This is a genomic window from Actinoplanes sp. NPDC051405, from assembly GCF_055586185.1.
The window spans coordinates 621,725-635,398 of sequence record NZ_JBVJIR010000002.1 but is presented as its reverse complement, the minus strand read 5'-3'; the positions used below and the strand labels follow the sequence as shown (position 1 = coordinate 635,398).

The following is a 13,674-nucleotide window of genomic DNA, read 5'->3' as shown; positions in this document are numbered from 1 at the left end:
TCGTCCGGACCTGAGTGCCCGGGCGGGGTGTTCGTCCGGACCTGAGTGCCCGGCCGGCGGCCTCTCCGGGCCAGGGTAGTCTGCATCGGCGCCGTCACAGCCGGTTGATCAAGCCGCGCCGGCGCGCCTGTGCGGAGGGATCAGCCCGTGGCCGAGGATGTCGAGCCGCAGCGTCGAACCGGCAGCTTCTCCGGGCGGCGCCGGCTCGCTGCCGTGCTGGGCGCGGCCGCGGCGGTCCTGGCCGTCGGCGTACCGGTGGCCCTGGCCGGCCGGCACAGCTCCGGCCCACCGGCCGCCGGGAGCATCCCGCCGGCCGCCGGGAGCATCCCGCCGGCCGCCGAGGGCATTCTGCCGGCCGCCGAGGGCATCCTGCCGTCCTCGCCCGCCGGCTCGGCCGATGGCGTCCCGCCGCCTCCGCCGGCCGTCGAGCCGACCGGTGTGCCGGTCGGTACGCCAGTCCCCGGGCAGGTGAAGGGCCGCCCCGTCGACGACGGCTGCCCGGTGACCGCGCCGCTCCTGCTCGACGCCCTGCGCGCCAGCGACCGCCACCAGCATCTCGCCACCAGCATCGGCGCGCTGGCCGACGTCGACTGCTACGACAACTACGCCCTGGCCCGCACCCGGCCCCACGACGCCGACCCGGCGACGGTGGTCTTCCGCTACTCGCAGCTGACCGAGACCTGGCACACGATCGCCGGCGCCTGCGCCGAGGTGCCCGCAGACATCCGCGCCCACCTGCGTCGCTGCGCCTGAGCCGAGCTCAGGTCAGCACCACGTGCGGCTTGGCGAAGCCGTTGAAACGGGACGCGTACACGGTCGTGTAGGCACCGGCGGATCCGATGAACAGCTCGTCACCCTCACGCAGGTCCGCCGACAGGGGTACGTCGCGGGCGTACGTGTCCTGGCCGTCGCAGGTCGGGCCGGTGATGTGCCAGCTTCGCCGGGCCGCCGAGCCGCGCGCGTCCCAGATCGGGTAGCGCAGCTCCCCACTGGACTCGAGCACCTCCATCATCCCGTTGAAGACGCCCAGGTCGGTGTGCACCCACCAGCCCGACGGCCGGCGTGCGACCCCGATGACCCGGCAGCGGAAGGTCCCGGCCTCGGCGACCAGGCACCGGCCCGGTTCGGCGAAGACCTCCACCGGGTACGGCAGCTGCGCGATGCCGGCCGCGGCGGCGCGACCGAACGCCGCCAGTGCGGGCACCGGCTCGTCGTAGACAGCCGGGAACCCGCCGCCGATGTCGACCATCTGCAGCCGGATGCCGTGGCTGACGAGTCTGGCCAGGACGGTGTGCACGTCCTCCAGCGGCCCGGTGAGCGCGGCCGGGGTCAGCGACTGCGACCCGATGTGGAAGGTGATCCCGTACGGCACCAGCCCGAGCGTGCGCGCGCGGACCAGCAGCTCGATCGCCCCGGGCACGTCCACACCGAACTTGCCCTCGCTGGGCACCAGGCTGGCCCGGTCGCCGGTGGACAGCCGAGCGTAGACGCAGCTCCCGGGGGCTTCCTCGGCCACCCGCTCCAGTTCGTCGAGCGAGTCCACCGAGAACCGGTAGACGCCGGCGCGGGCGGCCCCGCGGGTCTGTTCGCGGGCTCGTACCGGATTGCTGAAGAGCAGATCCTGTCCGCGGACGCCCAGCGACCGCAGAATGCCCACTTCGTCCACCGAGGCGACCTCGAAACGGGCGCCCGCGGCGTGCAGCACGCGCAGCACCCCGGGGTCGGTATTGCATTTGGTCGCGAAGAATGGACGGACGTTCGGGAATGCGTTCTTGAATTCTTCGACGGCAGCGGCTATACGCGCGGATTTCATCTCGAGGACAGGCACGCCGGAAACGGAGGGAGGGCCTTGCAGACCGGCCGGCGGATCGGCTACCGCGGGGCCGGGAGGAAAAGTGCGCAACGGGGAACCCCTTCACGCTGGGTGACAGCTCCGCTGCTCAGCGTACACCTCGGGGGTGCTCCCGGTGAATACCGCGCTCGCCGCCGGATCTGTCCACAGCGGAGTTTGCGCAGGTCAAGGCCCATTACACAGATTCGGGGCGCCCCGTCTGGGGCGCCCCGATCCGGCGTTACCTCAAGGTCCCGATCGTGCGCAACGATTCAGCCGGCGCAGACGTTTCACTATCTTGAAACGGATCTTGCCGTTCGGGAAGTTGACATTGATTGACCACTTCCCATCGTCACGCACCTATCGGTAACCTCTCATCTGTTGTTATCGAACTCGCCGTCCTTTGCCGAGTGAACAAACTCGGTCCAGTCCGACGGGTTGAAGATGAGAGCTGGACCCGTAGGGTTCTTGCTGTCGCGTACGGCGACAACTGTGTCGAGGAATGCGACCTCGACACAGTTGTTGCCACCGTTTCCGTTGCTGCGACTGGACTTCTTCCACACAGCAGCGTCGAGATGGTGCGCAGGCATGCCAAGCACCTCCCTTCAATATGCGGTTGTAGTTCTCCCCTGCACGGGTTCGTGCAGGCATTCGGTCGTACCGGCCTATCCGCGAAGCAGGCCCTCGATCATCTTGATGGACAAGCGGGGATCGAGGGCTTTGGCGCTCAGTCGCTCGAACTCGTCACGGTAGCGGGCGACCTCTGAATGTTGCTCTTCGTAGTAGTCGCCCGCAAGACCCTCTAGGTAAACTACATCCAAATGAGTGGTCTCCCGGAACGCCAAAAGTGCTGCTGAGCCGCCCAGGAAGGGATGTTCGCCGGCATCGAACGGGAGAATCTTCAACGTCACCGTGGGTAATTGCGCGGTTTCAATCAGGTGCTGCAACTGCTCGTCCATGACATCCGGGCCGCCGATGACCCGTCGCACCACGGATTCGTCGACGAGGGCGAGGAGTTCCAGTGGATTCGTAGCCCGCAGCCGGCCCTGCCGCTTGAGCCGCAGCGCGACCCGCCGGTCCACCAGCTGCGGCGGGTCCTGTGCGCGGCCCGTACGCATCAGCGCGCGCATGTAGGCCTCCGTCTGCAGTAGACCCGGCAGAACGATGGGTTCCCAGGCCAGCAGGGTCGAGGCCTCCGCCTCCAGGCCCACGAAGTTGCCCGGCCGCATGATGTCGCGGTAGTCCGTCCACCACGTGCGCTCGCGCGACATCCGGGCCAGCGCCATGAGCGCCTCGCGGTAGTTCTCGTCCTGCACGCCGTAGAGGGTCAGCAGGTCCTTGACGTCGCGGGCGGTCACCGCCACGCGCGCGGTCTCGATCCTGGTCACCTTGGCCGCGTGCCACTCGAAATGGCGGCCGACGGTCTCCTGGGTCAGGCCGGCTTCCTCGCGGCAGCGCTTCAATTCCGCGCCCAATCGGCGCCGTCGCAGTGTCGGGCCCTCGTCAGTGGACACTGCCGCCCCCTCGGTCCTCGGGAATGGGATTACTTTGACATCCACGCCTCGCGCCGGATCCATCCTCCGGCAAAAACATCACGACGTGATTCCGAGTCTAGTACTTCTTGTGTTGACCTTAGCGCCGGGTACATGATGCACCGGACAGGGAGTTAGTGCGGTCTATACAGGCAGTTGTCCCTGACGAATCTCAGGTCGATGTTCTAGGGAGTGGCGGCGTGCTGGCTGACCAGTTCTATTTGATCGCTCACGAGGACCGGACCGGCCGTTCGCGGCTGCATCCACGGGCCACCGGCATCGGATTGGCCGCGTCGCTGCTGGGCGAGCTCATCCTCGACAACAAACTCCGGATCTTCGCGGGCGATCTGGAGATCGTGAGCAACCAACCTCCGCGCGACGGGCTCGACCACGCCGTCCTCGACCTCCTCATCGCCCAGCCGCAGCATCGCGACGTGCGGACGTGGCTTGCCTACCTGTCGCAGGACGCGGCGGTACGGGTCGGGGAGCGCCTCGAACGCTCCGGTGCGGTGGAGTCGGTGACCCGGCGGCGGATGCTGAGCACCCAGACCTTCTACATGCCCAACAACGAGCTGCAGCGCAACGCCGCGGCCTGGGCTCCCATGCGGCTGGCCAACATCCTGGTCCGTGGCCTGGACATGTCCATCACCGACCGGGTGCTGGCCGGCCTCATCGCCGCCACCGGTCTGACCCGCCACGTGCTCTGGGACTTCGAGGCGCACCGGTCCGCGTTCTCCGTCCTGCCGAACACAGTGGCTTCCCTGCCCGAGGACCTGCGCCAGCTCATCGAGCACACCGAGGCCAGCGTCGGGTCGGTTCTCGCCGTCGGCCGTCGGTGAGCTCTCGCGGGCGGCACCACCGCCGCCAGGACAACTTCGATCAATGGGCCGGGAGGCTGTTGATGGCGCGTAAGGACCCCGCTGAGCCGGACATCATCTCCAGCGCACTGGCGCGCAACCGGCTCGGTGTCCCGTCGGTGGTCTTCTTCGGGGTGGCCGGGGCTGCCCCGCTGACCGTCATCATCGGCGCGATCTCCGCCATCTACGCGATCATCGGCAACACCGCGGTGCCCGTGGTCTACCTGGTCACCGCCGGCATCCTGTCCATCTTCACGGTGGGCTTCGTGGCCATGAGCCGGCACATCGTGAACTCCGGCGCCTTCTACGCGTACATCAGCCATGGGCTGGGGCGGCTGGCCGGGGTCGGGGCGGCGTTCGTGGCGCTGCCGGCGTACTCGCTCATGCAGATCGGGCTGTTCGGGCTGTTCGGCTCGGCGGCTTCCGACATCCTGGCGGCGTTCGGGCTCAAGGTCGGCTGGTTCGCCTGCGCGCTGGCGGCCTGGGCGGTCGTGTCGGTGCTGGGCCTGCTCTGGGTCGACCTCAGCGGCAAGGTGCTGGCCGTCCTGCTGATCGCCGAGATCAGCGTCGTGCTGATCTACGACGTGGTGATGATCGCCAACCCGGCCGGCGGCAGCGTCAGCTTCGCCACCCTGAACCCGGGGCCGTTGTTCACCGCGGACGTCGGGCCGATGCTGGTGCTCGCCATCGCCGGCTTCGTCGGCTTCGAGGCCACCGTCGTGCTGTCCGAGGAGGCCAAGGACCCGAAGCGGACGATCGCCCGGGCCACCCACCTGGCCGTCATCCTCGCCGGCCTGCTCTGCGGCCTGTCGGCGTGGGCGATGTCGGTGACCACCGGGCCCAGCGGGGTGGTGGCGGCGGCCCAGGCCAACCGTACGGACATGGTCTTCGAGCTGGTGGCGCCGCATGTGCCGGGCATCCTGGTCGACATCGGCTACATCCTGTTCATGACCAGCGTCTTCGCCGCCCTGCTGGCGTTCCACGCCGCCGTGGCCCGCTACCAGTTCGCCCTCGGGCGTGAGGGTGTGCTGCCCGCGGCGTGGGGACGGACGCACCCGCGTACGGGTGCGCCTTTGCTCGGCTCGATCACCCAGAGCGTGCTGGCGGTCGCGGTGCTCTCGGCCTACGCCGTCGCCGGTCTGGAACCACTGTTCTATGTGTTCGCCTGGCTGACCACGATCGGCGGCCTCGGGGTGCTGTTCCTGATGTGGAGCGCGTCGTTCGCGGTGCTCGCGTTCTTCGTGCGCAACCGTGGCAAGGAGAACGTCTGGCGCTCGCAGATCGCCCCGCTGATCGCCTTCCTGCTGCTCAGCGCCGTGCTCGGGATCACCATCATCGGGTTCGGCGAGCTCCTGCAGGTCTCCGGCGACTCGCCGTTCCAGTGGCTGGTCCCGGTGCTCTACTGCGGGGTCGCGGCGATCGGCGTCGGCTGGGCGCTGGTCATGCGGGCCGCGCGGCCCGAGGCGTACGCGGCCATCGGCCGGGGCGTGGACGGCCGCACCATCGCGTTACCGGAAGGGCCTCCGTCGACCAAAGGGTCACATGAACCGGTGGGGGCCCGCGGATACCACTACTGAACCCAGGCACACGAAAGGAGACCAGGCGACGGAAGGAGATCGCTCAGATGACCGACGACGGCCGGGAGCCACGGACCGGTGACTCCGTGGCGCCCGGCCGGACGGTGGTAGCGGGCCGGCGGACGTTCCCTGCGGCGCACCTCGAAGTTGACAGCTCCGGGGTATCGGCAGCGCCGCGGCGGAGCGTCGGCCCGCCCGGCTCGTGCGAAGGAGATGCCTATGGCGTGATGTCGGGGGACCCTCAGGCCGCCGCGGCTTCCGCGCTGAAATCGTAGAGCCAGTAGGACTGCTGGTCGATCCGCTGGAAGCGCATGTTGTCGGTGAGCCGCTCCACCATGGACCGGAAGATGTGCGAGAAGTTCAGCACCTCGTCGTTGTAGGAGCAGATGTCGATGCCGACGAGCCCGTTCTGGGTGGCCGCGGTGACGTACAACTGCTCGACGAGCTGCCGGAACATGTGCCGGCCCTGGGACTTGGGGTGAACCGCGACGAACCCGATGTACCAGATCCGCTTGCCCGCATAGTGCTCGGGCCAATGGCGCTCGAAGTACTGCGGCGCGATCAGCGGTACCGCCTCGAGGTCTCTGGTGTACGTCGCCAGACCGCACAGGGTCCCGTCATCGGTCAGGCAGAGGTACTTCTGGACCCGCGTGTCGTTCATGACCTCGTCGAATTCGTGGCGGTACATCAGGTGCCGCTGCACCGCCATCGCGTTCAGCTCATTGAATGCGGCGTAGTACAACTGCCAGGCCGCTTCGGCGAGCTCGTCGTCGTTGATCTGATCGACAATTTTGATGACCATGCTGTGCTCCCCGCAATGCTGCCGGTCGGGTGACCATCGACGCCCTCACACCACTGAAGTTGATCGATGGCTATTTGACCAACAGAGTACGGAGGGTGACGCGGAAGCAACAGGCGGTGAGCATAGATTTCGGCCCTCCCGTGCCCGGATCGACGATTTTGGCACGTCAAGGTCATGTACTCGGTGCACGTTGCACAAAGGACACGCCCCGGGCGACCGGCCGGGCCGTCGTTGCCCCGCGCGCGGGTGACGGCGGCCCGCTCGCCGCTGTCCACCATGTCACGGGCGCGCCACAAGCGTTAGATTGTGGTGCCAACCATTGACGAGCCTGGATGGCTGCCATGTCGGACCAGTTCACGATCGTGACCGATCCCGCCGGCAATTCCCTGGCGCTCTCGGCCCTGTTCGCGGCCCTGCCGCTGCTCACCCTGTTCATTCTGCTCGGCGCTCTGCGCATGCGGGCCTGGCTCGCCGGGATCATCGCGCTCGTCGTCGCCCTCGTGGTCGCCGTCGCGGTCTATGCGATGCCGGTCGGGCAGGCGCTGCTGTCCGCCTCCGAGGGAGCCGCCTTCGGCTTCTTCCCCATCCTGTGGATCGTGCTGAACGCGATCTGGGTCTACAACCTCACCGTGGCCAGCGGACACTTCGACGTGCTGCGCCGCTCGATGGCCCGGCTCAGCCCGGACATGCGGATCCAGGCGGTCATCGTCGCCTTCTGCTTCGGCGCCCTGCTGGAGGCGCTGGCCGGATTCGGTACGCCGGTGGCGGTCACCGTGGTCATGCTGATGGCCCTGGGCTTCCCGCCGCTGCGCGCGGCCTCGGTAGCCCTGATCGCGAACACGGCCCCGGTGGCCTTCGGCGCGCTCGCCACCCCGATCGTCACCCTGGGCACGGTCACCTCGGGCGCCGTGGACGACCCCCGGCTCAACGCCGACACCCTGGGGGCCATGGTGGGCCGGCAGACCCCGCTGCTGGCTGTGGTCGTACCGCTGGTCCTGGTCGCGGTGATCGACGGCCGTCGCGGGGTCCGGCAGACCTGGCCGGCGGCCATGGTCGCCGGGGTGGTCTTCGCCGTCGGGCAGTTCGTGGCCTCGAACTACATCTCGGTGCCGCTGACCGACATCATCGCGTCGCTGCTGGCCGCGGCCGCGGTGGTGCTGCTGCTGCGGTTCTGGCGCCCGGCCGAGTCCCCGGACCTGCGCGCCCCGCAGCCCGCGGCCGAGCCGGCCGCCACCGAGCAGGCCGCCCGCGCCGGTGACGGGCCCGCCATGGCGGGCAACGAGCCGGCCCCCAATTCCGCGCATCCGGGGGCCGAGCCGGCCCGGGCCGCGGCGCCGCCAGGCACCGACCCGGGCCGCGGCGCGGCATCGCGGAGTGGTGTGCCCGTGCCGGCGACGGCCCGTGGCGGTGACGAGCCGGCATCAGCGGGTGCGGCGCCGGGAAGCAGGCCCGGCGGGGCGGACAGGGAGCCGGCCCGGGCCGGCGCCGACGCCGGTCTGGCCCGGCGCGACAGCGGGACCGAGATCGCCCGCGCGTACGCCCCGTACCTGATCATCATCGTGACCTTCTCGATCGCGAACATCGGGGCGGTCAAGTCGGCCCTGGCCGGGCGGCCGTGGACGGTCACCTTCGGCTGGCCGGGATTGCACATCATCGGCACCAACGGCAAACCGCTGGCCTCGACCACCTTCACCCTGGGCTGGCTCGGCGCCGCGGGCACCCTGATGATCCTGGCCGGCATCCTGACCGCGGTGGTGCTGCGGATCCGGCCCGGCCGGGCCCTGCGGGCCTACGCCGACACCTATGTGGAGCTCCGGCACGCCATCGTCACCGTGATGGCGGTGCTGGCACTGGCCTACGTGCTCAACCAGTCCGGCCAGACCAACACGCTCGGGGAGTTCCTGGCGCAGGCCGGTGGGCTGTTCATCTTCCTGTCCTCGATCCTGGGCTGGATCGGGGTGGCGGTGACCGGTTCCGACACCTCGGCGAACGCCCTCTTCGGCGCCCTGCAGGTGGAGACCGCGGCCCGCGCCGGGCTCGATCCGGTGCTGCTCGCCGCCGCGAACTCCTCCGGTGGTGTGCTGGGCAAGATGATCAGTCCGCAGAACCTGGCGATCGCCGCGTCCGCCGTCGGCATGGCCGGGCGGGAGGGTGACATCTTCCGCAAGGTGGTCGGCTGGAGCCTGGCGTTGCTGCTGGTCATGTGTGTCCTGGTCACGCTGCAGGGCACGCCCGTGCTCAGCTGGATGGTGCCGGGCGGCTGAGCAGCAGCTCCACCGCGGCCGTCAGCGTCGCCACGACCGGTACACCGGCGTCGGCGAAGTGGTCGCGGGCGTGCAGGGCGTCCTCGCCCGGGTGGTAGAGCACGCACCGGACGCCGCACTCGCGGGCCGCGCGGGCGTCGTCGAGGCTGTCCCCGACGACGACCGCCCGGTGTGCCGCGATGCCCTGCTCCTGCAGGTGCCGGCGCAGATGCGGGGCCTTGTGGGCCAGGTCCCGGCCGGCGCTGCCGTCGACGCGGGTGAAATGGTGGCCGATGCCCGCGGCGGCGATCAGCGGGACGAGCTGCTCATGCGGATACATCGAGAGCAGCGACTGCCGGCCGCCGGCGGCCGTCCACCGGGAGAACGCGTCGATCGCGTCGGCGGTGAGGGTCACGGCCGTGCGGTGCCGGGCGTACGCGGCGCGGAAGCACTCGTCGAGCCGTCGTTGCTCGTCGTCCGTCAGTGGCCGGCCGGCGAGCCGCTCGTAGAACGTGGTGATCGGCTGGGTGTGGTGTCGCTGGTAGGCCGCGCGGGTGACGGCGGGCAGGCCGCACGCGGCGAAGGCGTCGATGGTCGCGTCGATCAGCGCCCGGCTGTCACCGAAGACCGTGCCGTTCCAGTCCCACACGATGTGGCCGGTCACGCGCCGGCCGCCCGGGCCGGGGCCGAGCCGGCCCGGTACACGACGGTCAGCACCGCGACGCAGACCAGCGCGGCCAGGGGCGCGAGGGTGAAGCCGTACCGGATGCCGGTAGCGACCAGGGGACCGGCCGCCGCCGAACCGATCGCGCTGCCGACCGCGAAGGCCGTCGCCACCCAGGCGAACGCCTCGGCGACCGTGCCCGGCGGGGCGAGCCGGTCGGCCGCGAGGAACACCGCCGTGAGCAACGGGGGCAGGGCCAGGCCGCTGACGGCCAGCAGCACCGCCATCACCGCCGGTCGCGGCGTGACCAGCAACGGCAGGAAGCCGGCCGTCAGCGCGGCGGCGAGCAATGGCAGCCGGACCGGTCCACCGGGCCGGGCCCGGGTGTAGAGCAGGCCGCCGATCAGCGCCCCGGCCGCCTGGGCGGCGAGCAGCCAGCCGCTCAGCGACCGGGCCCCCGCGGCCTCGGCGTAGCCGGTCAGCGCCACCGGGATGCTGCCGAAGGCCAGGCCCACGCAGAGCACTCCGACCAGCATCAACGCCAGCCGGTGCGAGCGCAGCGGTCCGGCCCAGTGCCGTACGGCCGGGACCCCGCGCCACGAGCGCACTGCCGGCGTCAGCGCGAACACGGCGGTGCCCGCGAGTTGCAGCGCGGCCGCGGTGAGCAGGCCGGCGGTCGGGCCACCCAGCGCCACGGCCGCGACCGTGGTCAGCGGGCCGACCACGAAGATCACTTCCTGGACGGCGATGTCCAGGGCGTACGCCGCGGGGACCACGTCCGGGGCCAGCAGGTCCGGCCACAGCGCGCGCAGGCACGCCTCCAGCGGCGGGGTGCCGAGCCCGGCCAGCGCCGCCCCGACGGCGGCCACCGGAACGCGGTCCCCGCCCACCGCGACGAGGATGAAACCGGCGCCGGACACCAGCGCCGAGGCCCACAGCACCGGCGGCTGACGCCAGCGGTCGACCGTGCGGGCCAGCAGGGGGGCGCTCACCGCCATCGCCGCCGTGTACGCCGCCACCAGCAGCCCGGCGGCGGTCAGGCTCAGTGACTGGCGGGCGAACAGCAGCAGGGCGAGGGGGCCGGAGGCCAGAGGCAGGCGGCCGATCTGGCTGGCGAGCAGCACCCGGGAGACCTGCGGCGCGCGCAGCACCGCGCGGACCCGGGGCGGGGAGGAACTGACAGCGGACATGACACATCGCTCCCTGTGCGATGAGGAATGGTGCTGGACGCGCCGGTGCCGGGGCTGCGTCAGGGAGCGAAGTCGGCCCGCTCGTGGTCGTTGCCGTAGAGCGGCAGGGCGGGGGTGATCCAGTGGGCGTACGCCGCCGCGACTGCCTCCACCGGGATCACTGCCCGACCATAACCCAGTCGGCCGGGTCGGTGGGGGCCACCTCGGCGTGCCGGGGCACGACCGGCAGAGTGAACCAGAACCGGCTGCCGCCGCCCGGATTGTCGTCGATGCCGACCCGGCCGCCGTGGCGTTCGACGATCCGGGCCACGATGGCCAGGCCCAGGCCGGTGCCCGGATAACCCTCGCTGCCGGCCGCGCGGGCGAAGGCGGTGAAGACGCTGTCGCGCTGGTCCTCCGGGATGCCGATGCCGCGGTCGGCGACGTCGATCCGGACGGCGTCGCCCTCGGGCCGGCTGCTGATCCGCACGTACGGCTGATGGCCCTCGGCGGTGTACTTCACCGCGTTGCCGATCAGGTTGTCCAGCACCTGCCGCAGCAGCGTGGCATCCCCCGGTACGGCCGGCAGCGGGTCCACGACGATCAGGGTGTCCGACTGCTGTGCCCCGCTGAGCCGTTCGTGGGCGATGTCGTCGGCGAGCGCCTTCAGGTCGACCGTCGTGGTGTTCAGCGTCCGGTTCTCGGCGGTGGCGTAGTCGAGCAGGTCGTCGATGAGGGTCTGCATGCGCTGGGCGCCGCCGTACAGCCGTTCCAGGAAGTCGCGGTGCTGCGGGTCGAGCCGCGCCGCGGCCTCCTCGCGCAGGAAGTCCGCGTAGCCGGTGATCCGGGCCAGCGGGCTGCGCAGGTCGTGGGCCACGATGCCGGCGAAGCCGACCAGCTCCGTCTCGCGCTGCCGCAGCTGCTGTTCGACGGCCTCGCGCCGCTGGATGTCGTGCAGCAGCGCGGTGGTGGCCTGGTCGACCCGGCGCAGCGCGCGGTTGCGGGAGGTGAGCACCGTGCCGGTCAGCCCGGCGATCAGCGCGGTCAGCAGGGCGCCGATGATCCATGCGGCGACGTCCAGGTGCATGTCGGCGCCGGGCAGCAGCTGGTGGGTGGGCTGGACGACGAGCCGCCAGGTGCGTTGCGGCACGGACACCGGGACGTCGCTGGGGTCCGGGTGGTCGTGCAGCCGGGCCGGCGGCATCCAGCTGGCGACCGGGACCGGGGTGCCGGGGGCGGGGTCGAACAGAGTGACGGCCACGGCGTCGCCGGCCACCACGCTGATCGCCTGCCGCAGGAAGTCACCGCCGCGCAGCCCCATGGTCAGCCAGCCGCGGAACTGCCCGGTGTCGGGGGCGGCCGGCGAGGTCGCGTAGACCGGCGCGGCCAGCACGAACGACAACTGCTGCAGCGTGGCCGGCAGGGACTGGTCCTTCATCAGCCGGTAGGTGCTGCTCGTCGCGACCCGGTGACTCTGCCGGGCCTGCCGCATCGCCGCGACCGCCGCCGGCGACCCGGCCAGGTCGCGGCCCAGCAGCGACTCGCCCCGGTCGAGCGAGCGGTGCAGCACGATGAACAGGTGATCGCCCACGGCGGTCGGCGCCGGTCGCAGCCTCAGCCCGGCGTCACCGCGGTCCCGCCAGAAACGCTGCACCTGCGGGATCCGCGACGTGCTCGCCGGCACCACGAAGGCCACCCCGCTGGCCCCGGGCAGCCGCTGCTGATCGATCGCGGCGACGATGGCGGTGAACTCGGCGGACTCCAGCCGGGCCTGGGCGCCGACGGCGGCGGCCAGGTCGGTCAGGGAGGTGCTGTAGCGACGGACCTCGGCGGCCACCGTCTGCGCGACGATCATGGATCGCTGCTCCAGGGCCCGGTGCGCCCGATCGTCGTCGGCCCGCCGCAACGCCAGCGCGGCCAGCGTGGTGCCGAGCAGGCCGAGGGCGATGACCAGGGCGAGCACGCGTACCGAGCGACGCCCCGGCGACCGCGAGCCGGCGCCGGGGGAGGTGCTCGTACCCGAACCCCCGCCCACGGCCCGACGCTACGCCCGCGGCCGGGACCGGGGTGGCGATTCCGGCGAGTGCGGGGCTGTCCGGTGGCCTGGGTATGGTGATCTCATGTCAGGACCCGCCGTGCGGGCCGTCGAGGCGGCCGGGATCTCGCACCGCGTGCTGCGGCACGGGCCGGTCGGCAGCGTCGCCGAGGCGGCTGCCGCCCACGGCATGGAGGTCCGGGACCTGGTCAAGACCCTCGTGGTACGCCGCGCCGACGACCAGTACGTCTTCGTGCTGGTGCCCGGCGACCGGGTGATCTCGTGGCCGAAGCTGCGCGCCCTGCTCGGCGTCAACCGGCTGTCGATGCCGGACGCCGCGACGGCCAAGCAGGCCACCGGCTACGAGCGCGGCACCATCACCCCGTTCGGGTCCTCGACGGCCTGGCCGGTGATCGCCGACGAACGGCTGCGCGGCCGCACGATCGGCCTCGGCGCCGGCGAGCGCGGGGTGGGTCTGCAGGTGGCCGCGGACGAGGCTGTCGAAGCGCTCGACGCCACCTTCGCCGACGTCACGGATCCCGAGCCGGCCCGGTCCTAGCGCCCGATGAAACGGGCGGGTCAGACGGGCTGGGCGACGTGCCCGGGGATCTCCTCGATCCGGTGGTAGACCGGCAGGCCGCGCTCACGGGCGATGGCCACGTCCTGGTCCGCGCCGGTGGACTCGCCGGGCAGCCGCAGGACCGCGTCGCAGTGCTGCAGCAGCCGCTGGGCCGTCGGATAGAGCACGTCCTCGGCGGTGGCCGCGCCGTGCGCGTGGTCGAGCACCGGCAGGGCCACCCATTCGCCGATCATCGGCACGTGCCCGGCCTGGAAGATCGGCCACGCCGCCTCCTCGAGACGGGCCAGGTTGGCCGCGATCAGGTCGGGGTCGCCGCCGGTGCCGGAGCGGTAGGGGCCGGCAATGAGGATCATCATGGGCTTCATGGCGCCAGATTAGCGCTAG

At 71.1% G+C, this 13,674-nt stretch carries 13 protein-coding genes; 5 read left to right on the top strand and 8 right to left on the bottom strand.

The features are described 5' to 3' along the window. The first annotated feature begins 147 nt into the window (after positions 1-147). On the top strand, positions 148-753 hold the full coding sequence (locus tag ACZ6S4_RS07370; protein ID WP_465474067.1) for a hypothetical protein: 606 nt from the start codon (positions 148-150) through the stop codon (positions 751-753). A gap of 7 nt (positions 754-760) precedes the next feature. Here ACZ6S4_RS07370 and ACZ6S4_RS07365 read toward each other — a convergent pair whose 3' ends face one another. The 3 genes from ACZ6S4_RS07365 to ACZ6S4_RS07355 all read right to left on the bottom strand — a co-directional run bounded on the left by ACZ6S4_RS07365 (position 761) and on the right by ACZ6S4_RS07355 (position 3,345). Beyond that, positions 761-1,813, bottom strand: coding sequence for a type III PLP-dependent enzyme domain-containing protein (locus ACZ6S4_RS07365; RefSeq protein ID WP_465474148.1), 1,053 nt, complete (start codon positions 1,811-1,813; stop codon positions 761-763). Positions 1,814-2,205: 392 nt separating this feature from the next. Next, positions 2,206-2,421 carry a DUF397 domain-containing protein gene (locus tag ACZ6S4_RS07360; protein ID WP_360543243.1) on the bottom strand — a complete coding sequence of 72 codons (216 nt, stop codon included), beginning with the start codon at positions 2,419-2,421 and terminating at the stop codon, positions 2,206-2,208. A gap of 75 nt (positions 2,422-2,496) precedes the next feature. After that, positions 2,497-3,345 carry a helix-turn-helix domain-containing protein gene (locus ACZ6S4_RS07355; protein ID WP_465474066.1) on the bottom strand — a complete coding sequence of 283 codons (849 nt, stop codon included), beginning with the start codon at positions 3,343-3,345 and terminating at the stop codon, positions 2,497-2,499. A 218-nt stretch (positions 3,346-3,563) separates the two neighbouring features. Between ACZ6S4_RS07355 and ACZ6S4_RS07350 the strand changes: the two genes are divergently transcribed. Further along, complete coding sequence (locus ACZ6S4_RS07350) at positions 3,564-4,202, top strand: GOLPH3/VPS74 family protein (RefSeq protein WP_465474065.1); 639 nt, start codon at positions 3,564-3,566, stop codon at positions 4,200-4,202. Between the two features lie 62 nt (positions 4,203-4,264). After that, complete coding sequence (locus ACZ6S4_RS07345; protein ID WP_465474064.1) at positions 4,265-5,797, top strand: APC family permease; 1,533 nt, start codon at positions 4,265-4,267, stop codon at positions 5,795-5,797. Between the two features lie 241 nt (positions 5,798-6,038). On the opposite strand, the gene ACZ6S4_RS07340 is transcribed toward ACZ6S4_RS07345, so the two are convergent. Continuing rightward, positions 6,039-6,599, bottom strand: a complete 561-nt coding sequence (locus ACZ6S4_RS07340; protein WP_360543235.1) for a GNAT family N-acetyltransferase — start codon at positions 6,597-6,599, stop codon at positions 6,039-6,041. Positions 6,600-6,931: 332 nt separating this feature from the next. Here ACZ6S4_RS07340 and ACZ6S4_RS07335 point away from each other — a divergent pair, with 332 nt between their 5' ends. Then, the gene (locus ACZ6S4_RS07335; RefSeq protein ID WP_465474063.1) at positions 6,932-8,863 is read left to right on the top strand and encodes an L-lactate permease; all 1,932 of its coding nucleotides are present in this window, start codon (positions 6,932-6,934) and stop codon (positions 8,861-8,863) included. On the opposite strand, the gene ACZ6S4_RS07330 is transcribed toward ACZ6S4_RS07335, so the two are convergent. From ACZ6S4_RS07330 to ACZ6S4_RS07320, 3 genes are all read right to left on the bottom strand, one after another. Next, positions 8,838-9,506, bottom strand: coding sequence for an HAD family hydrolase (locus tag ACZ6S4_RS07330; RefSeq protein WP_465474062.1), 669 nt, complete (start codon positions 9,504-9,506; stop codon positions 8,838-8,840). The two genes, ACZ6S4_RS07335 and ACZ6S4_RS07330, sit on opposite strands and share 26 nt — an antisense overlap. After that, entirely contained in the window at positions 9,503-10,696 is a 1,194-nt protein-coding gene (locus ACZ6S4_RS07325) for an MFS transporter (protein WP_465474061.1), read from the bottom strand. Before ACZ6S4_RS07325 ends, ACZ6S4_RS07330 begins: the two co-directional genes overlap by 4 nt. A gap of 157 nt (positions 10,697-10,853) precedes the next feature. Next, positions 10,854-12,710 carry a sensor histidine kinase gene (locus ACZ6S4_RS07320; protein WP_465474060.1) on the bottom strand — a complete coding sequence of 619 codons (1,857 nt, stop codon included), beginning with the start codon at positions 12,708-12,710 and terminating at the stop codon, positions 10,854-10,856. 85 nt (positions 12,711-12,795) lie between these two features. Here ACZ6S4_RS07320 and ACZ6S4_RS07315 point away from each other — a divergent pair, with 85 nt between their 5' ends. Continuing rightward, positions 12,796-13,269, top strand: a complete 474-nt coding sequence (locus ACZ6S4_RS07315) for an aminoacyl-tRNA deacylase (protein ID WP_465474059.1) — start codon at positions 12,796-12,798, stop codon at positions 13,267-13,269. Positions 13,270-13,289: 20 nt separating this feature from the next. Here the strand turns inward: ACZ6S4_RS07315 and ACZ6S4_RS07310 are convergent, their stop codons facing one another. Beyond that, a complete protein-coding gene (locus ACZ6S4_RS07310) occupies positions 13,290-13,655 on the bottom strand; it encodes a DUF4406 domain-containing protein (protein WP_465474058.1) in 366 nt (121 codons plus the stop codon). Positions 13,656-13,674 lie beyond the last annotated feature (19 nt).

Coding starts and splice junctions, on each gene's coding strand:
- ACZ6S4_RS07325 (WP_465474061.1), bottom strand. CDS start 10,696: ATGTCCGCTGTCAGTTCCTCCCCGCCCCGGGTCCGCGCGGTGCTGCGC.
- ACZ6S4_RS07310 (WP_465474058.1), bottom strand. CDS start 13,655: ATGAAGCCCATGATGATCCTCATTGCCGGCCCCTACCGCTCCGGCACC.
- ACZ6S4_RS07335 (WP_465474063.1), top strand. CDS start 6,932: ATGGCTGCCATGTCGGACCAGTTCACGATCGTGACCGATCCCGCCGGC.
- ACZ6S4_RS07365 (WP_465474148.1), bottom strand. CDS start 1,813: ATGAAATCCGCGCGTATAGCCGCTGCCGTCGAAGAATTCAAGAACGCA.
- ACZ6S4_RS07345 (WP_465474064.1), top strand. CDS start 4,265: ATGGCGCGTAAGGACCCCGCTGAGCCGGACATCATCTCCAGCGCACTG.
- ACZ6S4_RS07360 (WP_360543243.1), bottom strand. CDS start 2,421: ATGCCTGCGCACCATCTCGACGCTGCTGTGTGGAAGAAGTCCAGTCGC.
- ACZ6S4_RS07315 (WP_465474059.1), top strand. CDS start 12,796: ATGTCAGGACCCGCCGTGCGGGCCGTCGAGGCGGCCGGGATCTCGCAC.
- ACZ6S4_RS07340 (WP_360543235.1), bottom strand. CDS start 6,599: ATGGTCATCAAAATTGTCGATCAGATCAACGACGACGAGCTCGCCGAA.